The sequence below is a fragment of the Trichocoleus sp. DQ-U1 genome, from assembly GCF_039961925.1.
Taxonomy (GTDB): Bacteria; Cyanobacteriota; Cyanobacteriia; order Cyanobacteriales; family FACHB-T130; genus FACHB-T130.
Genome location: NZ_JAMPKB010000050.1, coordinates 13,088 through 33,712 on the forward strand (window position 1 = coordinate 13,088; position 20,625 = coordinate 33,712).

17 protein-coding genes and 3 pseudogenes are annotated in these 20,625 nt (G+C 45.3%); 12 read left to right on the forward strand and 8 right to left on the reverse strand.

Annotated elements, in window-relative coordinates:
- The first annotated feature begins 271 nt into the window (after window positions 1–271).
- Complete coding sequence (locus tag NDI34_RS19135) at window positions 272–6,217, forward strand: MIT C-terminal domain-containing protein (RefSeq protein WP_348233516.1); 5,946 nt, start codon at window positions 272–274, stop codon at window positions 6,215–6,217.
- A gap of 470 nt (window positions 6,218–6,687) precedes the next feature.
- Here the strand turns inward: NDI34_RS19135 and NDI34_RS19140 are convergent, their stop codons facing one another.
- Window positions 6,688–7,710 (reverse strand): site-specific integrase, encoded by a 1,023-nt coding sequence (locus NDI34_RS19140; protein ID WP_348233517.1) that lies wholly within the window; start codon window positions 7,708–7,710, stop codon window positions 6,688–6,690.
- 363 nt (window positions 7,711–8,073) lie between these two features.
- Here NDI34_RS19140 and NDI34_RS19145 point away from each other — a divergent pair, with 363 nt between their 5' ends.
- The 4 genes and pseudogenes from NDI34_RS19145 (at window position 8,074) to NDI34_RS19160 (ending at window position 11,367) form a co-directional block, all read left to right on the forward strand.
- Window positions 8,074–8,718, forward strand: a complete 645-nt coding sequence (locus NDI34_RS19145; RefSeq protein WP_348233518.1) for a hypothetical protein — start codon at window positions 8,074–8,076, stop codon at window positions 8,716–8,718.
- A gap of 312 nt (window positions 8,719–9,030) precedes the next feature.
- Window positions 9,031–9,228, forward strand: a pseudogene (locus NDI34_RS19150) (IS1 family transposase); the annotation flags it as partial.
- Between the two features lie 77 nt (window positions 9,229–9,305).
- Window positions 9,306–10,076 carry a hypothetical protein gene (locus NDI34_RS19155; RefSeq protein ID WP_348233519.1) on the forward strand — a complete coding sequence of 257 codons (771 nt, stop codon included), beginning with the start codon at window positions 9,306–9,308 and terminating at the stop codon, window positions 10,074–10,076.
- Window positions 10,077–10,305: 229 nt separating this feature from the next.
- Complete coding sequence (locus NDI34_RS19160) at window positions 10,306–11,367, forward strand: hypothetical protein (protein ID WP_348233520.1); 1,062 nt, start codon at window positions 10,306–10,308, stop codon at window positions 11,365–11,367.
- Between the two features lie 97 nt (window positions 11,368–11,464).
- Here NDI34_RS19160 and NDI34_RS19165 read toward each other — a convergent pair whose 3' ends face one another.
- Complete coding sequence (locus NDI34_RS19165; RefSeq protein ID WP_348233521.1) at window positions 11,465–11,623, reverse strand: hypothetical protein; 159 nt, start codon at window positions 11,621–11,623, stop codon at window positions 11,465–11,467.
- A 20-nt stretch (window positions 11,624–11,643) separates the two neighbouring features.
- On the opposite strand from NDI34_RS19165, the pseudogene NDI34_RS19170 reads away from it, so the two are divergent.
- Window positions 11,644–11,985: pseudogene (locus NDI34_RS19170) on the forward strand (recombinase family protein); the annotation flags it as partial.
- Between the two features lie 234 nt (window positions 11,986–12,219).
- On the opposite strand, the pseudogene NDI34_RS19175 reads toward NDI34_RS19170, so the two are convergent.
- Window positions 12,220–12,348 (reverse strand): annotated as a pseudogene (locus NDI34_RS19175) (DUF6632 domain-containing protein); the annotation flags it as partial.
- On the opposite strand from NDI34_RS19175, the gene NDI34_RS19180 reads away from it, so the two are divergent.
- On the forward strand, window positions 12,337–12,522 hold the full coding sequence (locus tag NDI34_RS19180; protein ID WP_348233522.1) for a hypothetical protein: 186 nt from the start codon (window positions 12,337–12,339) through the stop codon (window positions 12,520–12,522). The pseudogene NDI34_RS19175 and the gene NDI34_RS19180 overlap by 12 nt on opposite strands.
- An 82-nt stretch (window positions 12,523–12,604) precedes the next feature.
- On the opposite strand, the gene NDI34_RS19185 is transcribed toward NDI34_RS19180, so the two are convergent.
- The 3 genes from NDI34_RS19185 to NDI34_RS19195 all read right to left on the reverse strand — a co-directional run bounded on the left by NDI34_RS19185 (window position 12,605) and on the right by NDI34_RS19195 (window position 16,460).
- Complete coding sequence (locus NDI34_RS19185; RefSeq protein WP_348233523.1) at window positions 12,605–14,710, reverse strand: hypothetical protein; 2,106 nt, start codon at window positions 14,708–14,710, stop codon at window positions 12,605–12,607.
- 475 nt (window positions 14,711–15,185) lie between these two features.
- Window positions 15,186–16,130 (reverse strand): competence protein CoiA family protein, encoded by a 945-nt coding sequence (locus NDI34_RS19190; protein ID WP_348233524.1) that lies wholly within the window; start codon window positions 16,128–16,130, stop codon window positions 15,186–15,188.
- Between the two features lie 201 nt (window positions 16,131–16,331).
- Window positions 16,332–16,460 carry a hypothetical protein gene (locus tag NDI34_RS19195; RefSeq protein ID WP_348233525.1) on the reverse strand — a complete coding sequence of 43 codons (129 nt, stop codon included), beginning with the start codon at window positions 16,458–16,460 and terminating at the stop codon, window positions 16,332–16,334.
- A 17-nt stretch (window positions 16,461–16,477) separates the two neighbouring features.
- Between NDI34_RS19195 and NDI34_RS19200 the strand changes: the two genes are divergently transcribed.
- Window positions 16,478–16,711, forward strand: a complete 234-nt coding sequence (locus NDI34_RS19200; RefSeq protein ID WP_348233526.1) for a hypothetical protein — start codon at window positions 16,478–16,480, stop codon at window positions 16,709–16,711.
- 49 nt (window positions 16,712–16,760) lie between these two features.
- Window positions 16,761–17,783 (forward strand): recombinase RecB, encoded by a 1,023-nt coding sequence (locus tag NDI34_RS19205; RefSeq protein ID WP_348233527.1) that lies wholly within the window; start codon window positions 16,761–16,763, stop codon window positions 17,781–17,783.
- Window positions 17,784–18,004: 221 nt separating this feature from the next.
- On the opposite strand, the gene NDI34_RS19210 is transcribed toward NDI34_RS19205, so the two are convergent.
- Window positions 18,005–18,193, reverse strand: a complete 189-nt coding sequence (locus tag NDI34_RS19210; protein WP_348233528.1) for a hypothetical protein — start codon at window positions 18,191–18,193, stop codon at window positions 18,005–18,007.
- Between the two features lie 246 nt (window positions 18,194–18,439).
- Between NDI34_RS19210 and NDI34_RS19215 the strand changes: the two genes are divergently transcribed.
- From NDI34_RS19215 to NDI34_RS19225, 3 genes are all read left to right on the forward strand, one after another.
- On the forward strand, window positions 18,440–18,700 hold the full coding sequence (locus tag NDI34_RS19215; RefSeq protein ID WP_348233529.1) for a hypothetical protein: 261 nt from the start codon (window positions 18,440–18,442) through the stop codon (window positions 18,698–18,700).
- 45 nt (window positions 18,701–18,745) lie between these two features.
- Window positions 18,746–19,132: a hypothetical protein gene (locus NDI34_RS19220; protein WP_348233530.1), complete on the forward strand. Its 387-nt coding sequence runs from the start codon at window positions 18,746–18,748 to the stop codon at window positions 19,130–19,132.
- Between the two features lie 600 nt (window positions 19,133–19,732).
- Window positions 19,733–20,062, forward strand: coding sequence for a hypothetical protein (locus NDI34_RS19225; protein ID WP_348233531.1), 330 nt, complete (start codon window positions 19,733–19,735; stop codon window positions 20,060–20,062).
- 367 nt (window positions 20,063–20,429) lie between these two features.
- Here the strand turns inward: NDI34_RS19225 and NDI34_RS19230 are convergent, their stop codons facing one another.
- Window positions 20,430–20,624: a hypothetical protein gene (locus tag NDI34_RS19230; protein WP_348233532.1), complete on the reverse strand. Its 195-nt coding sequence runs from the start codon at window positions 20,622–20,624 to the stop codon at window positions 20,430–20,432.
- Window position 20,625: the final 1 nt, after the last annotated feature.

The following is a 20,625-nucleotide window of genomic DNA, read 5'->3' on the forward strand; positions in this document are numbered from 1 at the left end:
ATTTTAAATTATTGTTTTTATCTCATTAAATTTATAGCAATTTTTCTCTTTGGGCTTGGTCTTTTATCAAGCTAAAAGAGTCTTCAAAAGTTAATTCTGTGCCATCAGCTATCAACTCAGATGGAATTGGACTTGTCATATAAAACCTATATCACCTCTAACTGTGGATGAGCTATCAAGAAGGAACCCTAGAATCCTGAAGCCATCAAGCGGGTAACAGAGCCATAATAGAGCTTAGTGACTTTGGGCTTTAAGCAATTATACAATTCTCATGCAACCCATTGAAATCGTTGAACGGGTAAAATCCACCTACAAAAATTACATCAAAACGTCCTTCCCCATAATCAACGATGGGTTGCGCCAGCAGATGCACTCCCAGATTGACCAGGCGAACCTCCTCTGGCGGGGACCGTTCCTGTCTCTCCAGTGTCCCTATCAGCGTGGGGAACAAACCCTGGCACAGCAACAACAGACTCTGGGACTGCATCCCAAACTGCTAACAGCAGGGGCGTATATAGATGATAAAGGCGAACAACATCTGCCCTTCGGTCAGTGGCGACTCTACAGCCACCAACAAACCGCGCTCGAACAAATCCTGGCAGATGAGAACACGATTATTTCCAGCGGTACGGGTTCTGGTAAAACCGAATCTTTCTTTCTCCCCATCCTCAATCATTGTCTTCAGAATCCCCGACCCGGAATCAAAGCCCTGATTCTGTATCCGATGAATGCCTTAGCGAACGATCAATTTGATCGCTTTGCCAGGTATCTCGCAGGCACTGGCGTTACCTTCGCCCGTTACACAGGGGATACCCCTGAAGATGAAAACGATAAAGACAAAGACCCCCGCCCAGAAGGACTGTGCGAAGAAGCCATCTGGTATCGCCGCGACATCCGCGACCCGCAAAAACGCCCCAACATCCTGATGACTAACTACTCCATGTTGGAGTATCTCCTCCTGCGGAGACTGGATCGGGTACTCTTCGATGGGCAGTTGCAGTTTATCGTGCTGGATGAAGTCCACACCTACCACGGCGCACGGGGTATTGAAGTCGCTTGCCTTATCCGTCGCCTCAAGGAACACGTTGGCAAACTAGAGGGAAGTCTCACCTGCATCGGCACCAGTGCCACCGTCAAAGGGGATGACACCGCACCCGTAGCGCAATTTGCCTCCGAACTCTTTGGCGAAACCTTCAAACTCGAATGCGTTCGCACCGAACATTATCTCCCACTCCAGACGCAGCAACACCCTTACCTCCCTCCCACTCCAACTATTGAAGAGACAGACCTGCAAAAGCTGCGAGACCTTTCCAACCTGGATTTAGTCTATGACTTTTGTATCGACCACATCGCACCCGAAAAGTTAGTCGTCGAGGCGATGGATGCCGTAACTGCGATCGCAATCCAAAAGGAGGCAGCAGCAGAGTTTTTAGGACGGGTGCTTTCTGATAACGCTCTATTTCGCGCCATTGAAGAGGTACTGACACAACCCTGTTCTCTGGAAGAAGTCACTGCCTTCTTCCAGACTGGGATATCTCCCCAAGCAGCTCGGCAAGGTGAACGAGTAACCTTGGCTAACCAGCAAGGACTCAGGGCTGGTGCTGATGAAATTTATCTGCAACGTGAAGTAGAAGCTTACCTGCTGTTGGGGGCAAAAGCCAAGGTAGACGGTCAACCCCTAATTCGCCCTAAAGTCCATATATTCTGGCGGGGTCTACAGGGATTCTATCGCTGTACTAACGAACACTGCGGTACTCTCTATACCGAATACGTCGATACCTGTGAAATCTGCTATTCCCACTGCTTGCCTGTAGAGGCTTGCCGAAACTGCGGACAGGACTTTTATCGAGCTTATCCCAATAGCTTGGATGTAGATTTAGAGTCCTTTGTCACCAAGAAGACAACGAAGCGGAAAAAGGGCGGCAACTTACCCGCTCCCTTTACTCTGATAGATGAAGCGATTGGCGACGTTCTGCCCATTCACTTCACCTATGAACTCTACGATAATACGGAAACTAGCGAAGAAGAAGCCGATCCAGATAGCGACGAGGCTCAAGCTCAGACGGCTCCGGCTCGCTACTGTGCTGCTTGCGGCAAACTTTATCTAGATGGCTCTTCTGCCTGCAATTGTTCTGAGCGCCACACCGTTCGAGAGGATGCCCGCCGACTCTTCACCCCCAAGACTTACATCGGCAATATCTACAAATGTCCTGCCTGTGAAGGCGTCTATGGGGGAGGCTATGAAGTCGTGACTCCCTTGCGGTCTGCGACAATGGTCAGCATCAACATTCTGGTGGAGGCTATTTTCCAGCACCTCGCTCCAGAGCAGCGGCGGCTGCTAATCTTCTGTGATAACCGTCAGGATACAGCATTTCAAGCCGCCTATCTCAACAACAAGCACGGTCAGTTCATTGGTCGCCAGCTCATCTATCAGGTATTGCAAGACCATCACCAATCTGAAGGCGGCTCTCCTGTGAGTTTTGATCGGCTGCAAAAGCTGTTGTATCAACAACGCGATCACCACGCCATTTACTCTCCCAAATCCGTGCGGGATGCCAACGGTCGGCTCACTACAGAAATCCGCAAACCCCAAAACCCGGACGAAGTGGCGCAGGAGTACGTTGACATTCAGTTGTCTCTCGTGGGGGAAATTGCCAAGCCCGGTTCCCGCCGCATTAGCTTAGAAGGACTAGGTTTGCTGGCGATCGAATACTTTAATGGAGAAGAACCCCTGAGGGAAGTAGCCCGTCGTGCTGTAAAACTTCAGAGCGACTGGAACCTATCAGAGGAAGAAGTATTTCACATCTTGGCAACTCTACTGGATGAGATGCGTTTGAAACGGGCGTTGTCTCACCCCATGTTGCTCAAACCCCTAAGTAACAAAGACAGTGTATTTGGTCGTGCCAATCTTCCCGTTGGCTTCAAAAACCGGAAGCTGAACACACAAGGGCAACCTTACCGCACCTACGGCTTCTTTTCTGTTGCAGGTGGCGAAACCGCACTCTCGAACTTCTTAGGCAAACTCTTCGGCAAAGAGCAAGGGATTTCGGCTCTAACAGACTTTATCGACTTTTTGGTTAGAGAGGGGTTCTTGCTTGAGAAGGAAATCGGCAATGAGAAAGCCTCCCAAGAAGTCTGGATGGTCAATCACAACCGCATCATGCTCACCATCCCACAAACTTTATACCAATGCAACCGCTGTCGCAGCGTTACTACCCACAATGTCCGGGGAGTCTGTTCCCGCTGGCGCTGTGAGGGACGCTTAGAACCCTACAATGCGGCTCCCAACCAGAACTACTACGTCGATACTTACACTCATCGGAAACCCTTCCGGATGATTTCCAACGAACATTCTGCCCAGCTCTCTGGCACTCGGCGGATGCAAATTGAGCGGGACTTTAAACAGGGACTTTCAGATGTGCTGGTTTGCACGCCCACAATGGAGATGGGCGTGGATATTGGCGACCTCCCCAGTGTCTTCATGCGTAACGTACCGCCTGGACCGGCTAACTACGCCCAGCGGAGCGGACGCGCAGGACGAAAAGAGAGAATTGCGCTAATTAATGTCTTTGCCTTAGCCAGAGCGCACGATACCTACTTCTTTGACCGCCCTTCCGATATGATTTCAGGGGAAATTGAACCTCCTGACTTTTCTATAGAAAATGAGCGAATTATCCGCCGCCAAATTAACTCGTTGATACTTGAAAAGCTAGACTTCCAATTCTCGCAAAATTTGGGCGATCATGTCCCAGAAGGAGAAGAAGATTTTGCCTTTCCTGAACTTGAAACTGAAGTGCAACATTGCCGGAATACCATTGTTGTAGCTGTCTTTAAGGCATTTAATAAAGATAAGCAAGATGCCGAAAAACGTGAAGCCCTGGCTTGGTTAAACCAGTCTGAAGTAGAGCGAATAGTTGATAAATTTTATGTCGATTTACTTAAAGCGTTTGAGCCTTGGTTGACAGAGCGCGAAGCCCTTCTTGAAGAAATTTTTAATATCAGTGTGGAGAAGGCGAAAGTAGGTCGCAAGAATCCTAAGAAAGCCGCTGAGTTTACGGAGCGAGAAACCTTGCTTTATCAGTTAGTGGAGCAAACTGATAAAAAGTACCCGCTCTCTTACTTATCAGACCAAAGCTTTCTGCCTTCCTATGCATTCCCCTCGGATGCTGCCCGCTTAATTGCTAAGGATGAAGTGAAGCGTCCGATTCTCCGAGGAATGGGGATGGCTTTACGTGAATATGCTCCTGCCAACACAATCTACATGGACGGACGGAAGTATCAGGTGATTGGCTTAGACTTCCATCGTTCTCCCATACCAGACCTTAACCAGGAATATAAAACTTGTGAGGTTTGTGATTATGTCACTCTTGAGCAAGCGAAAACTCACTGCCCTTACTGCCAGCAAGAACTGAACCCCCAAACGCACTCAATTTTGTTAAATGCTACCTCTTTTGTGGCAGAACGCGCTGAGGCAATTGGCTCGGATGAAGAATACCGTCAGCGGGCTTTTTACGGAGGAAACACCTACTTACTTCAGGCAGCCGGGGAAAGCGATCGCTGCAATATAGACGGAGTTCTTTGTGAGTACTACCGACGTGGTGAAATCTTGACGCTCAACACAGGGTTAGTTGAGGAAAAAGGCAAAGGCTTCGTTCTGTGCCGCACCTGCGGTCACTGGCACGCTCCCACTAGCAAGTCCTCTTTTGAAGAACACAAGCTGCTGCACAATCGAAAGCAGTCCTGTGGCGGCAATTCTGGGCAATATCATCTGGGCTACAAATTTCCAACAGATGTGTTAATTTTGCGCTTCCAAGGAGTTCCTGAACGAACGGAAGAATTTTACGCCAGTCTGAAGGCAGCGGTGATTGAAGCGGCGAACTCAGTAGTTCGTGCCGAAACGGGTGAAATCGGTGGTTTTACACGCACTATTAAGGATAAGGGAGAAGAGCGTTGTGAGTTGATTTTGTACGACAGGGTTTCTGGAGGTGCTGGCTATGTTCGCAAAGTGGCGGCAAATCTAGAAGATGTCATCGCCGCTGCTAGAGCTATCCTCGACGGTTGCCAGTGCGAGAAATCCTGCTACAAGTGCCTGCGTTCCTACGAAAATCAATTTGAGCATCGATTACTGAATAAGCAATTGATTCGGTCTTACCTTGACTACCTGCTAGTTCTCAACAGCCCAGAAGAAAAAGCTCGGTTAGCAGAGTACGGAGAGGGAAGCCAACGTTTTAGTGGCAGTCATTCATCAGCTTGGCTACAACGGAGAATCAGAACTTTAGGGGGTTCACTTATCCTAATTTGCTCCGCCATTGATAACAGTGAAATTTCTCAAGCTAACCCTTGGGTGCAGTTTCTGGTTGACTACGCCAAAGATAATCCAGCAGTTCAGATTGAACTGGGATTGACTCAACTGCCAAGTCTTACCGAAATCCACGAGAAGAACTTCCTGGCCGTGAAAGCACTTCTCGATCTGATGGAAGCAGGTATTCAATTATTCCATATCCAAAAAGCCAATCTTGACGGTTGGCAGATGGTATTTGGCATCAATGGAAAAGAAAATTTAGCAGTCGCCACTCTTGATGAGCTGCCCTCCTTGTCGGCTCAATTCGATAGTCAACCTATTGCTTACAACTTCAATGCAGCTATTTGCCAGGAAACAATTAATAAACTTCGTTCCTTTATCGAGAAAGGCAAGTCCATCACCCCAGCGTATTTGAAGGTTCCAAGCAAGGAATCATTCCAACTCAAGGCAATTAAGGATGGCGAACAAGGCATAACCTACGAAGGGCTATTTGGTAAGTACTTAGCAGAAGCTCAATGGATTCGCATTGTCGATCCTTACGTGCGGACTGAACACCAAATACAAAATCTTGAAGACTTAATAAGCCAAGTTAGTGCTGCACCAGGATGCTGCTTAGAATTAGTAACAATGTATGAGAAAAACGACGAGTATGTGATGTCAGAAGAACAGATGTCCCGGAAGCGTCTGGATTCTCTTAAGCAACGCCTTGCAGCTAAGGGCATCGAGTTCTCGTACTCTTTTAATTCTCAGATTCACGATCGCCTCGTTGAAACTCAACAGTGGCAGATTATCTTGGGGCGTGGACTAGACATTTTCTACCCACCAGAATCGGGACCCATCGCCTTGCGTCGCAACAGACGGGCAAAAGCCTGTCACATTATCTATATTCCGAAGGGGGTTGTGTCGCAAAAATGAGAGGGGGAGAGGATTTATTTTTTTCTGACTTCAACCTAAATGGTATCCCAATGTTCAAGTAGCGGTACTTTTTGCCTGAAATCATCCTACTGAATGTGCGGTGGTAGTGTTGCTATGCCTATAAGCTACCGGAACTTAGCGGGACTTAGAGTGCGATTCGTTGCAGTATGAATCACGGTATAAAAAGCCCGTACATAATACTGCAAGACGACGAACGCTCAGAGGAATTGAAGCCATGAGTATGATTCGCAAAGAACCGATTACAAGACGAATTTAAGGGAATTTCCGAACGTTTGGAAATTCCCCAAATTCGTGTCTCTTAATCTTGTCTCATAATCTTATCTTTGACAAACGCGGAGCGATAGCAGCTTTCCTTAGATATTGATATCAATATTGATATCAACACCTGCCCATACTACTGATATCAGTGCTAGCAATATTGATATCAATAGCGATGACCCTTCTAGCCATTAAGCATCGCCAGCTTCGATTCTCTTCGGAATACCTTCATTGACTGCACCCTGCACCAGCGTCCTTCCGTACGGCAGATGCAGCAACGATACAGCCCTACGTTTCGTTTCTTCACCGCGACGGTCGTAACGAGCGGTGGTCAGGGGCGAACTATGTCCGACTAATCTTTGTACCGTAGAAATATCCGCCCCCGCATCCAACAAATTACTAATAAACGTTCTGCGAAAGTCGTGGGGTGATAAATCTTTCACTGACGCTTGTTCGCTACGTTTTTCCAGCGCATTTAGTACCGCCTGAGACGATAAGCGCTGTCCGACCAGAATTGTCCCGCCCTTATTCACTGGGTTGAGCAATGCTCCCAGATTACTCCCTCTCAGCTGTAGCCAATCGGCAATTGCTTCTCGACCCGCACCGGGCGTATAGCACAACCTATCTTTCCTGCCTTTCCCACCCAGTACCTTAATCTCCCCGGTTTCCAAATTGAAATCCTCAACATCTACCTTAACGACTTCCGACCTTCTCAATCCCGCCATCAAAAACGCCAACATCGCCGCATCTCTAAATCCAGCAGGCGAGGCATCCTGACAGCACACATCCATCAGTGCAGCAATTTCACCACCCGATAACGCTCTCCCACTCGGCAATCGCTCAGAAGCAATCTGCTTCAGGTCGCTCGCATTCAGGTAATCATCGGCGGATATCAACCCTAAGCGTCGGCACTCTCTCAATACTCCCCGCAGCGCCGACAGCATTTTATTCGCCGTCGCCGGGGAGTATCGCTCCATCAGTTCTGACCTCAGCGCCGAGGTGTGTTGATACCTGAGCAGCCACCAAGGAAGAGTCGTGGAATCGCAGCTCCCCAGCGTTAACATCCCAGCGATCGCGTTCAGTGCCTGCCGCATCGTCCGCCGAGAACCGCTACCCAAACCGGATAGATAAACCAATGCTGGATTCGCTTCCGCCAGTACGGTGACGGTGGGGGATAAGGCTTGGAAATGAGAGACCGTGACCAGCTCTTTCATCTTCAACTGTGGGAAGATACATTCTCATAAGATATATTATGGGGGAAATGCTCGGAATCAAGCGTTTTGATATCAAGATTGATAGCGATTGATATCACTAGAATTGATAGCATTGGGCTATCAGTATTGATATCGATAGCATTGGGCTATCAACGCTGATATCACTGGATCTCCCTCTACTCTCAATCATTCGACTGCCTTGATATCAGGACTGATATCGAGAGCGGTTGAACTCCTTAAAATTGATAGCATTTGGCTATCAATACTGATATCACTGAATCTGCCTCTCAATCATTCAGCCGTATTGATATCAAGTATTGATAGCATTGGGCTATCATTTTTGAGATCGCCTTTGATATCACCATGCCTGACTCTCCTGCCAGCCAAATGACTCGCGTTCCTACGCCGCTAATCCCTGCCGTGCGTGAATTATCTCGTCTGCATCGGCAGGGTCGGACGCCTCAAATTCTCTTAGGCTTACAGTCATTGATATCAGCGATTGATAGCAATATTGAGTTCAATCCTGCTATCGAGATTGATAGCACCGCGATCGCAGAACTGACTCAAAGGATTGAAAAGTTAGAGGCGGAAAGGGGTGATATCAATTCTGATAGCACCGCGATAGCAAAACTTAGAGAACGCTTATCTAGTCTGGAAACGGAACTGAGAAAGCTAGGGGAGTTGAGAGAAATGGTTGTTGAGCTAGCGGCGGCAGTAGAATCATTGCCCCGAACGGAAGGGGAAAAACGAGGCAGCCAGCTCTCCAGTAAGACTGTCCAAAAAAGTAACCCGCCTCATTCTAAAAAAAGTAGGGAGTCTCAAAAGCGTCAGTCTCCACGATCGGAACCGTTCATCCAGAGCCGTCTGGCAGAAAGGCTGGGGATAGATACCAGCACGCTCACCCGACGCCGAAATAGAGATGATTTTGGACAATGGGTTCAAAGTTTAGATCCAGATGGTTGGAGCTGGGAGTACGACTGGGAAGAGAAGAGATTTTATCCCGTTTAATTTCTCTTAAGTCTTGCAGGAGCGTTCCTGGCACTGCCTAATTTTTCCGACATCCACTTAACCTATGAGATAGGTGCTTCATCAAAAATAATCGGGCAGCGGTTGCTTTTCACTGCCATCAACAATGAACACGGGTGCGAAGGCTAACGGCGTGCCAATTGGCACGTCCCCTTATTGTGAGTCATAAGTGGCGATCGCCGATTGGCAAGACTAGAGAAAAAGCGCCGTGCCAATTGGCACGGGCGATCGCCCTGTATAAAGGATGCCTTGTTCTGTACTGGTAGATGGGCGATCGCATCTGCTTACAAGGAGGTTTTCCCTAGCCAGCGGCATCGGAGTGTGGGCAAGGACAGCGGTCAAACCAGCTTAATTGAGCGCTTCAATTGCACCTTACGGCAGCGAGTATCCCGGTTAGTGAGAAAGACGTTATCGTTTTCTAAGAAGTTAGAGAATCATGTTGGTGCAGTGTGGTACTTTGTCCACTACTACAATGCATCCTTACCTGTTTAGGACTATTAAAATACGTTATTATTCCGGATGCAGAAGGTTTTAAATGAATAACTGAGTGACCCCTCAAGAGGTTTTGTATGAGAAAATCTAGTTTTTTCAAGGTTTATGCTGTTTTTTTGTTAATAGTTACATTCGCAAGTTCTTTATCAAGTCCAGTTCATGCGTTCGGGTTGTCGGATCTTGATCCAACTAATCCAGATTCAGCCGTTCGCGATGCTGCAACCGAAGCTGATCCAACCAATTCTGATTCAGCAGTTCGCGATGCTGCAACCGAAGTTGACCCAACCAATCCCAATGCTTTCGTAAATCAGGGAGTTGCTGGAGAAGTAAATCCTGTTAATCCTAATTCAGCAATTAACGACGGATTAATAGAACTTGATCCAACTAATCCAGATTCAGCCGTTCGCGATGCTGCAACCGAAGTTGACCCAACCAATCCCAATGCTTTCGTAAATCAGGGAGTTGCTGGAGAAGTAAATCCTGTGAATCCTGATTCAGCAATTAACGACGGATTAACAGAACTTGATCCAACTAATCCAGATTCATTAGTTAGAGAAGGATTAACTGAAGTTGATCCAACAAACCCTGACTCAGCACTTAGAGAAGGATTAACAGAACTTGATCCGACAGACCCTGAGTCAGCGGTAGGAGAAGCTGTTGATAGAGCTAATCCAGTTTCATCCATTAGTAAATCTGCCAATGATCAACTAACTACAGCAGGACAAAATTTTCAGGATAGCTTCATTGAGCCAGCCAAGCAGCTAATTTTTCTTGCAGGAGGAGGGATTCTATTGTTAATGGCAGTTTCTAATCTTCTCTCGAAGTTGAAGGGGAATAAAAGCGCGTAAATGCGATATTGCTGAAGAGCAATCTGTTAAAATTGAGAGACGTTAATTCGACTGCGATATAGCAATCCTATATAAATTGTAGAGATTTTTGAAAACTCCCTTTCAAGAAGCTTTCTCTATTTAATGAACCATGTAGGATTGCTATATAAGAGTAAAGCCTGATTAGAATTACTATCAGTCCAACTTAATAGAACCCTAGCGGAATTTGATATCTACCAGGAATCAATAGATGAAACTTAATAAATATTTATCTTTATTCATTTGCACTTTTTTTATCTTACTACTGATACCAATACTTATTGGGACAATTGGAACTTCAGTAGCACAAGCTCAATGTGTGATTGTCTTCGGGCGAGAAATTTGTGGTAGCGATATAGATCCAACAAGAATTATTCCAGGTTCAGCAGAGGCGGCTGAGGAAGCATGGGCTATTGCAGGTAGAACAGGATATCCAGCAGCAGCTCGTTGGATGGAAAAGAATAACGGGCGTGGTCAGAGCTTGGACGAAACTCAAAAACAGTATTTACGTCCTTGGTTTGATAGTTTAGTTGATGACGTAGCAGTTATTTATAACGCCAATTTGATGGATGAATGGTCAGCGGCAGGCTACAGGATAGATGTTGGTAATTCCCACCAAACATACTGCTGGCGGATCTACATAGATGATCCCTATCAAACAGGAGAACTTAACCAAGTTTTCGACCAATTAGTTGATTTAGCTCACGAACTTGTACATTCAAAACAATGTCAAGCTCTGGCAAGTGAAGTTAACTTTGGTTATCAATACTTCAAAGAATATAAAAGAGCTGGACAAAATTATAGAAATAATATTATGGAACAAGAAGCGTATAAGCTTGAGTCTGAATTCAGGAAATGGCTAAATAATCAAAGATCCGCTACTCAACAAGCCACTACTATTCGTGCTTGCAATGAATCAGCACACTGGGCAATTGGTGCTGGCGTAGCATTTTGGTCTAACAGTACAGATGATTGGAGTACATACGGCTCAGCGTTTATTCCACAAGGGGAGTGTAGAGATATAACTCTACCCAAGTCTTATACGGGACCAGTTCATATGCTTGGCTTTGTAACTGATGAACCAGCTATTTCCTGGGGTCCTAGCCGATTTCAGAATTGGTTTTGTGTTTTCGCGGGAATAGCCGATCCAAAAAAATATTACTTGGCAAATGCAGCCACTGTCAATTGTGCATCATATCCAGACTGCCGACGTGTTCTAGGAACAGAACCGTGGGACGTTCGTCCTGGACTCAACACTTTCTCCTTCAGGTAAATACTCTATATGTCACCTATGCTGAAACTGCCAATGACGCACTGGTGCAGTACCCCCTCTTGTAACAACTGAACACTTCCCTAAATGGGACAATTAATTAGGCTCTTTCCCGACGCTGAATTGAGCATTCTAGTTGCTGATTTTTTAGGGGTTTAAATGGGACAGCTAAAACCGCATCGGGTCGCAATTTATTGTCGCGTTTCGACGGATGAGCAAAGTTGCGATCGCCAACAACGAAACTTGGATAGTTACGCATAACTATCCGGTTTTGAAGTCGTAGCAGTTTACAAGGAAACAGCATCAGGGGCACAATCCAACCGACCAGAACGAAAAAAAGTTATGACGCTAGCTAAGGCACGAAAAATTGATGCCATCATCGTCTCTGAATTAAGCCGATGGGGTCGCTCGACTCCTGACATTCTCAGCACCCTTGAGGAATTACGAACTCGGAAAGTGTCACTTCTCGCTCAATCAGGATTGGAATTTGATTGAACCAGCCCTCAAGGAAAATTGATTGCAACCCTACTGGCAGGATTAGCAGAGTTTGAGCGCGACATCATTCGGGAACGGGTTTGCTCCGGAATGGCAGCGGCTGCTTTTCACTGCTATCAACAATGAATGTGGGTGAGAAGGCACGCCGGTGTGCCAATTGGCACCGGGACGATGCGCTGTCAGAGTGTTGGGTTAGAGATTGCAGCTTTTACCAGAAGAGGACTAATCTGCCGCAACAGTACACGCGAAAGTTTCGCATTCTCAATAGAAAAAGGAACCCAGAATACATATAGAAAGCCATCATCACCGCCTGATTATTTCGATTCTGATGTCGGCTACATTTGATTGGTTGTGCTGTGCTTATTCCTGCACTGGCACCCCTTCGCGTGACGCTAGGACACCAAGGACAATTGCTACCAAGATTAATGCTGGAACATCGCCTAGGAGATGTCCACGTTCCGCAGAATCAATTACTGCGTGTACCGCCATGAACTCTATTCCAGCGATGAAACTGCCCCTCCAGGTTGGCATTTAAAGGAACAATTACGCAAAGGACTGCGCCAGCAAGTTCGGGCAAATGTATTTAAACTAGGACTGAAAAACTGGAAGGAAATTCCCACTAAAGTAGACGAATATGCGGTTAAGCATTTCATCAAAATTTAAGCGTATAAAATACTGAAATCTCTCTACCATATCTACCGTTTTAACACAAGTAGATACTAACAAAAAGAGTAACTTTCAGCAGCTATGCTTTAAACTCCTTCAAGGCTGTTTCCACTGAACGAAAGCCCAATTCTAGAGCCAAGTTATACCAATCTCTTTCTTCCTCTCCAAAACCTGTAGGCAAATGTTTAATTTTAAATAAATAGTCAGGGTCTGAATAATTGACTGAGCCTGCTGTTGAAATAGCGTTCCACCAAATCCCTTGGCTCGTAAAAACAATTCCAGCTTTGGCATTATTAAACATACTCAGATCGACTAAAGCAATGATTTTCTCTTCTTTCTCTAACTGAGCATACTTAGAAAGAGTATTAGCTACCTTTTGAATGGGAATTTCGGGAGAAATATATACATCGTAAGTATAAACGTCATTCTTTCCTGCTAAATACTTATCGACTGTAGCTACCAGAGGACTCTCTAATTTATCAACCAAAGTGTAGAGGAGAGGTTCTAACTTTTCTAAAACGGGCTTTGTCTCATTCTTCCTTCCTTTCAGAACCTGCCAGACTCCCAAGCCAGCACTGAAGGCAATTAAAGCAGCTCCTCCAGTTAGGACACTCGCTCCACCGAGAGCAGCCATAGTCGCACTAATTGCAGCAGCTCCTGATAAGCTACTTGCTGCCCCAAAAGCACTGATGGCAGCCCAAGCCGTTCCTACCGTCGCTGCACTGGTCAAGGTGCCAGCGACAGCAGCAATCCCCAAGTTCTTGCGGTCTTCTGTATCCATTTCAGAAACTAAAGAGACAGATACGAGAGCAGCAGCTCCAATCAATGCTGCTCCCCCTGTAGCTACTGTCAATCCTCCCAGCATTCCCAAACCACCCGCCGCGACGGACCCCCCACCTAAAGCAGCGAGGGTAGCATTCGTAGCCGCTGCTCCGCTCAAACTGCTAATTGCTGTTCCGGTGCCAGAAGCTAAACCCAAAGCACTAAAAATCTGGGTAGCGCTGGGAATAAATCCGGCTGCTGCTTTAGTGGCGGACTTGGCTCGTTTAGCAACTTGAGCTAACTCAGCCCCGGCATCTTCTGTATCTTGGTCAAAAAATCGATTCCGTGCCAGATTGTAAACACTTTTACACTCTTGTATCAGATTCGAGCGGAGAACTAAGAAATCCAATGCTCCTAAAGTGTATTGGTCGTCAATTGGCTGCCCAGTGCGAACTTTATGGTAAATCGCTAAATAGTGCTCCTTTTCTTCGGTACTAAGCACCGCATCGTTTTTAATTAAAGCTAAAATTTCTCGATCTACCGTGAAGGCTCTAGTTTTAGCACTAGAGAGAGAAAACACTTGTTTAAAAAAGGTAAAAATCTGAGCATTCTGAATAATGGAGTCAAGTTCAGTCAAAAGAGTTAAATAACTAACATCCGGTAAAGCTTCACCAGCACGGACGTATTGATAACTACTTCTCAAAGATTCCTTCTTTGGCTCATCGAGAGTTGAGAGCGATAAAGTTTCTTCTAAGCAAGACTCAATGGGGATAAGCTTGGCATTTTGACTTGCCAGTTGGTAACGTTCGTGAAGCTTTTGGTCTAGATGTTCGTCTGGATCTAATTGAGAAGAGGCAATTAAGACATCTAAGAGTTTGAGAGCCGCTAGATCTGAGGTGAACTGGGCTGAAGCAATTGAACTGTATGCGGCTCGGCATCGTTCCCGACTGTTCGGTTTAATTTCCGCAGTAGAGATGATTTGTTCAACCTTACCATCAATATCCGTAGCAGAATCAAACAAGGTATGCAAAACAACGACTGCATCGCTGCCCTGAACTCCGCAACCCTTAACGGTAATTTTTGAGCCTTCGACGCTATGAGGAGGAATTTTAATCTCAGTACTCTTCCCCGTTCTAAACGTTACTGTTCGCACTCCACCGCTTCTGGCTGTCTCTTTAGCGATAAAGATATGGTAAATCTCCTGGCTAGAAGCTTTCTTAGCCGAAGCCTCGCCACTGTTAGCGCTAGCACTTGCTGGAGAGAGCCAATCACTGGCAACCAGACTAAGGGTGCTGAAGGCTAACAAACCCATGAAGTGACGGCGGCTGTAGCAAGAAGCCTGGGAAGAGGCAGTAAGTCGGCTCGGCGACTGGATATCTAACTGTTTAGCAGGTTGTAGAAATGGCAGCCAAGTCATTGTCAATTAGGATAAGTCAACTAAAAGATCATGTTTTTAGAGTTCCCAACCGAGGAACTAAACTCACACTTTTTGAAAAGATGGTATGCAGCGTCCAGCTTATTTTCTTTAATAGGATAAAAATAGCTTTGGTTATAACGAAGTGCCACGTAATGCCTGAAATTATTGCTATATAAGGATTTCCGAAAATTTTTGGGACATTAGCTGAAACATCCCGGAAAACAGCTATTTACGGGTAAGTTTTTTAGCAAAATGGGTTAGAATGCTGATTCCGTCGTGGCTGTTGTCAGCCACCCAATCATCATTTACGGGCAAGTTGCAATTTTCCCGGATTTTTAACTGAATTTTCTGTTGTTCAAGTTTTTCACCAATGTACGTGGCACTTCGTTGCAGCGAAAGCTACCTTTAACCCTGGTTACGGAAAAAGCCATTAGCACCATACAATTATCTTTAAAAAGGTTACTTTCCACAGACAATAACTCTAGCTGCTAGCCGGTGCTAGCTTATCATCCTCCGTCAAAATGTTTGACTCTACTTGACTAAGATACTTGAGATGCATCTGTTCTAAATCGTTCAATACTGTACTTGCCTCAGTATCAAATTTGTAGTATTCAGTTAAGCTACCCAAGCGATAATTAAAGGGCTGGTAACGATGCTTGAAATAAAGCTCAACGTTGCCTCTGTGTTCCCAAGTACCCAGTACCTTAAGTTCAACGTTTTTGTAGTGCGAGTGCAAATCCCGCTTGATTTCTAGCATTCGTTCTTCAATGGTTCGCTTAGTCACGCCAATTTTATATAGAGTTTCACTACCACCCTTTATTTCTAAATAGTACAAGCGATGCTCTAAAATCCTTCTGAGCTGAGTTCGGTAAAGCCATAAATCAATTGAACGTTCTTTCAGGTTCAGGGATTTAAGAACCTTAGCAAGTTCAACCTGCCGTTCTACATCAGCTAATTTTTTAAGGAGAAGCGGTTCCTGAATCTGATTAAATTCCTTTAAGGGTAGCGCTCCAACTGGAATCATCCCTAGCTGAGTAAATTCGTAGCCAGGCGGATTTTGATAGGAGTTTTTCTGCAATAGTTTGGCTTTGATTAATGGCTTGAGTTCGCCAGAGAAAGGAATACTCCAGTCATTCTGACCGCATGATTTCCACAGGAGTTTTAGCAATTGCAGTGCTTGACCTGATAGCTCGATATTGAAGTGGTCATACAGAGGTAGGGTGGGGAACTCTCGCTTAACCGTTACGGAGCGACAGGTTTGCCCGGTATGAGCAAAATGATGTTCTTTGACTTGGCCCTTCTTCGCGACTAATTTGACTCCACAATAGGGGCAGATTAAATCGCTTTTTCCGCTAGGGACATCGGCAATATTAACCAACTTATTATCAGCATTGACGCCAAACTTTAGCAGCCACACATAAGCCATATAGGAAAAACTAGCTCTTCACGGACTATTGATAGTTAACTTCGAGGGTAGGTGAAATCAGGACAAGGCGCGATCTCCCCTCACAATCTGGGAACGTTAGGACTATCGCAGATGAGAAGGTGTGATAAACAAACCTGTAATATACCGCTGCCTTCTGCCTTAGTCCTTAGCCTGAAGAGTAAGCGCCAATTGGCACTCCTGCTATTGCGTCGCTGAAAAGTAAGTACCAATTGGTACGGGGAAAGTGCGCTGCCAAAGTGTAGGGTTAGCGATCGCTCCGAAGACGAAGATGGTGAAGACCAACTTGCCGCCGATGGTGGCAGTTTGCAAGCTGCTGTGGTGATAACTTGGAAGAAGCTGCCTTTGCTCGTCGGCAGTTGTATGTAGCCATGACTCGCGCTCAGGATGAGTTGCATCTCTTTGGGAATGGCAATGCCACCATTTTGAATGAATTGCAGCAGAGTCAGAAATTTGAGGTGGTCAGAGATCGAGCCGCAATATTATGGCGACATTTCCCGCTCGCTCTGTTCAAACATTTGGAAAAGTCACTCAAAATTTGTATCTTTAGTAGATCGCAATAGGCGTTCCTGTAGCAATTGGAGTGAATTGTTTGTGATCAGCGGAGTAGCATTGCATCAAACTCCTAGTGGATGGCAGTTTGCTAGTGAAGCGGCATTGGAGAAATTTGTATGGAGCAACCTCAAGCAACTATTTGGTGTTACTCCTCTCAAACAGCAACACGTTTCTAATGGCGAAATATGTGACATTCTTGCGGTGGGCGATGATAGAGGTCTTGTCATTCTAGAGTTAAAGAATGTAGAAGATCGGTACCTGACTCAGCAGCTAACCCGTTACTATTCAAGCCTTTTAGAAGAAAGACCATTTCTGGAAGATGTTGACTATTCTCGTCCAGTTCGGCTCATTGGAATCGCACCGGGCTATCACCGACATAACTTAATTGATAGCAAGTACAGCCGTCTTGACTTTGAGCTTTTTCATTTCTCTATCACTAAGAATGAGGAAGGGTTCTATTTTCATCTCCAACAGCTAGGGCAGGAATTTGTTCAAAAGAAATATCTAATTCCATATCAACCAATTGAATCATTAGGGATAGATAGTATTCCTGAACCCCCAGAACTCCTTGTTAAATGGCTAGGGGGCTGCACTAAGGAAGAACAAGAAGGCTTTCTCAGAGTAAGAAGTAGAATTCTTACTTTTAATCGACGAATGAAGGAGATGGTTGATAAAAGACTTATCCAATATGGGTCTGGGAAGACGAGACTCTGTGCAGAAATATATTTTCAGCAGAAGTCACAAAAGCCCATCCTATTTCTTTGGTTGCCCACTCCTAGTACCTACTTATTGAGCAGCTCTAGAAGGCTTATAGTTGGTCGTTTACGTGTTTGGACGAATGGACAGACTATCTCTCATGTTGGTCATGTAGCAGAGGGGATTGGCAAGATGAGAACGGAGCAGGAATGGGAGCAGATACCACCTGAAAAACGCCCTCATATGTTTCAAAGCTTATCAAGTAAATCGCGTACTCCGGTCGAAGTAGAGAGATATTTAGGATGTTGGAATAGTGCAGAAAAGCCAGATTTTTGGGATGCCCTATCAACTTTGGCTATAGAAAAATGGTTGGAGAGGGGATAAAACGAAACGTAGCGAGCAGCATCAGACCTTGGGCAAATTAGCTCTGATCCAACGGTCTAGGAATTGTTGCAAATTCTCATTGGCAAGGCATCCTGTTTAATCCTGGGGTCTCCTGTAACGCTAGTGTGAGCGATACACGCTCTCTCTGATTGCGTCCTATTCCCAGCTTCAGCCTCTAGGGTTCCGAGTGTTAAAGCAGCAAAGCTAGACTTAGATATTTTTTACTTGTTGCAATCATCACCGTACAGAACCCTGCCATCTCCAAGCTTCTGTGAATAAACATCAACACAGTACCCATCTCGCTTGCGCCAAGCATCATAGCCAGCCGTGAGAGCTGCAATAAAAAGCATCCCGATCCCAACTTTGAAGGCTACTCGCTTCCAACTAATTTGCGGCTGTTGTTGAGTCATTGGTTACGGGTCTATAGCCTCTTTTTTGCCTACAATAGATTCTTTTGCATAATACTTAGAAGTTTACCGCTATTTTCCAGCAGGATTTTGAGTAGATGAACTAATAAGTGCCAATTGGCACGCGGTGCTTGACCACTAGAACTAATCAGCATTCAAAATCACCTGAATTTCTGCCAGCCGCTTCCGAATTTCCTTTAGCTAAGATCAGTAAGTTCCATTGGTTCAATCCGCCAGCGGCTTAAATCTTTGTCCTATCTCTACAGTGCTTTGCCCAAACTGGAAAATTTAGAGCAGAAATATCCAGACCGATTCCAGCTAAAGCTACTAGGAACCTATGGAAAACTTATCGTGTGCGATCGCTCGTGGACGATGCTGGGAAGTCATAAATTTTTAACTTCAGATACCAAAAGCATGGAGCAAGAAGTGGGTTTAAGAACGAATGACCCGCGCATCATTACAGATTTGATTAAGCGGTTTGACACTGCTAAGGATTTGGAGAAGCAGTAGCCTACCCGGTTCTAGGGGAAACTTGAATAAACCAACTGCGAGACTATGCCGAAAAATCCAGAATACGATCGCTGCCAACTCAATCCTCACAATCCTTTTATAGTGTGTGTCGTGCATCCCACGGAACCCAATAGCGATCGCTGCCTCGACTTCCGACCTGCTGCCGAACCAGATGAACCGGACAAAGAATGGACACCAGAGGGAACCAGGCTTGTTAATGGCGATCTAGTGCTGGAGCGACCAACTTATGACGGTGAACCAGTGCCCATGCCTCGGCAACAATTCACGCCAGAGGAAAAGCTAGAGGTACTAGATTTTCACCCGATGTTTACGGGCAGATGTCCACAGTGCGAAATGCCTTTCCCCAAATATAAAACGCCCCCGATGCATTGGGATTGTCCGCAGTGCGGATGGAGGGATGATAGCGTGTAAGCAATCACACCTTTTAATTGCACCAACTCTCCACTAGCGTAGATATTTGTAGGGAGCCGCAGCCAATAATTATCGGTTTTTCAAAATAAACAACCGCCCTTACTTCCCCGTCTCTAATTAGGAAGCGCTGCCTCCTCAATCCGCTTAGGTATGGATTCCGGGAGCGGTTCCGCTGTATTCAATAGCATTTTGTTAAAATAAAACATCATGTTTTATTTTAACAAAATTAAAGATATCCGGTAATAGAACTAGGGCTGAACGATTGTCGTATCGAAAAATAGCTGAGCAGATAAATCTTTCAAGAAATACCGTGATGAGGATTGCGAAAGAGACTAGAGAAACTTCATTCCAGTAGAAAATCAAGTAAAGCCAATTGGCTTAGGAGTTTCAACAAAGGAAATGGTGCTTCTTATCCGTCGTTTATAATAAAAAAATTTATTTAATAAATTAGCGATCTAAACTGAGCCAAATAGTTTAACAAAAAAGACTTGGCACGTTTTTTGTAAAGTGATTATAAAGCAATCGTGAATTATTCAAATCGATAGTCAGTCGTTTACTAAACAGGGGAACACTCTTATCAGAGTTCTAATTTGATTAACCATGACTCTGAACCAGAAAACTCTGTCTAAATTGTCCGCACTCCTGGTATTCAGCATTACTAGCGCTTCTCAAGTAGCACAAGCTCAGCAGAACCGCTATGTAGTTGACCCAAGTAAACCGAAAGCAGCCACTTGCGATCCGGCTTATCCTGACAGAAATATTTGCATTCCCAAGGGAATTGGGAACTCGCTCAATTGTTCGCATATCCCCTTAAAAAACATTACTGTTAAACGTCCTGACCCACAGGAATTTGACGGAAATGACAATGACGGGCTTGGATGTGAGGATAAAAGCAGACCTCTGAACAGAACCACCTATAAGGTAAAGTAGTCGGTCGTATGCTAGACCTCTATTCCATCTGAGTGTGTGAGTAATCAGGTACTATTATCCATTTACCCGACATAGCATAGTACCAATGTGCTATGTCGGTTTTTTTATATAAAACGGAACTTTGTAAGCGCCTCTATTACGGCTAAACATCGCTTAAGACTTCAACAGTTCTCTTGAAGATAATAATGTGAAATTTAATTCTTTTGTGAATTAATTATAAAGCAACTGTAAATTATCTAGCACGATAGTAAGGGGTTAACTGGATAAGGGAACACTCAATCTAGACCCTTACAAACGTGTTCAATGAAAATTTCGCTGAAAGGCTCTGCTCTATCAATCCTCTTTTTATCCACTTCTCTTTTGTCAATCAGCCAAGTACAAGCTCACTCTGGAAGAACGGATGCTTCTGGCTGCCATCACGACCGCCAGAACGGAGGATATCACTGTCATAATTCTGGTACTGGAGGTAGCCCTTCAATCCCAAGTTCATCTCCTGTGGCCCCTTCGTCAAATCCCCTAAACTCGCCAGGGAATGAGATTCAGCTTCCCTCTCGCTCTTCAAC

Excerpts from the sequence above, each read along its gene's own strand:
- NDI34_RS19190 (WP_348233524.1), bottom strand. The coding sequence starts at position 16,130 with ATGGCTTATGTGTGGCTGCTAAAGTTTGGCGTCAATGCTGATAATAAG.
- NDI34_RS19155 (WP_348233519.1), top strand. The coding sequence starts at position 9,306 with ATGAGAAAATCTAGTTTTTTCAAGGTTTATGCTGTTTTTTTGTTAATA.
- NDI34_RS19160 (WP_348233520.1), top strand. The coding sequence starts at position 10,306 with ATGAAACTTAATAAATATTTATCTTTATTCATTTGCACTTTTTTTATC.
- NDI34_RS19135 (WP_348233516.1), top strand. The coding sequence starts at position 272 with ATGCAACCCATTGAAATCGTTGAACGGGTAAAATCCACCTACAAAAAT.
- NDI34_RS19145 (WP_348233518.1), top strand. The coding sequence starts at position 8,074 with ATGCCTGACTCTCCTGCCAGCCAAATGACTCGCGTTCCTACGCCGCTA.
- NDI34_RS19210 (WP_348233528.1), bottom strand. The coding sequence starts at position 18,193 with ATGACTCAACAACAGCCGCAAATTAGTTGGAAGCGAGTAGCCTTCAAA.
- NDI34_RS19220 (WP_348233530.1), top strand. The coding sequence starts at position 18,746 with ATGCCGAAAAATCCAGAATACGATCGCTGCCAACTCAATCCTCACAAT.
- NDI34_RS19225 (WP_348233531.1), top strand. The coding sequence starts at position 19,733 with ATGACTCTGAACCAGAAAACTCTGTCTAAATTGTCCGCACTCCTGGTA.
- NDI34_RS19140 (WP_348233517.1), bottom strand. The coding sequence starts at position 7,710 with ATGAAAGAGCTGGTCACGGTCTCTCATTTCCAAGCCTTATCCCCCACC.
- NDI34_RS19165 (WP_348233521.1), bottom strand. The coding sequence starts at position 11,623 with ATGCGTAACTATCCAAGTTTCGTTGTTGGCGATCGCAACTTTGCTCAT.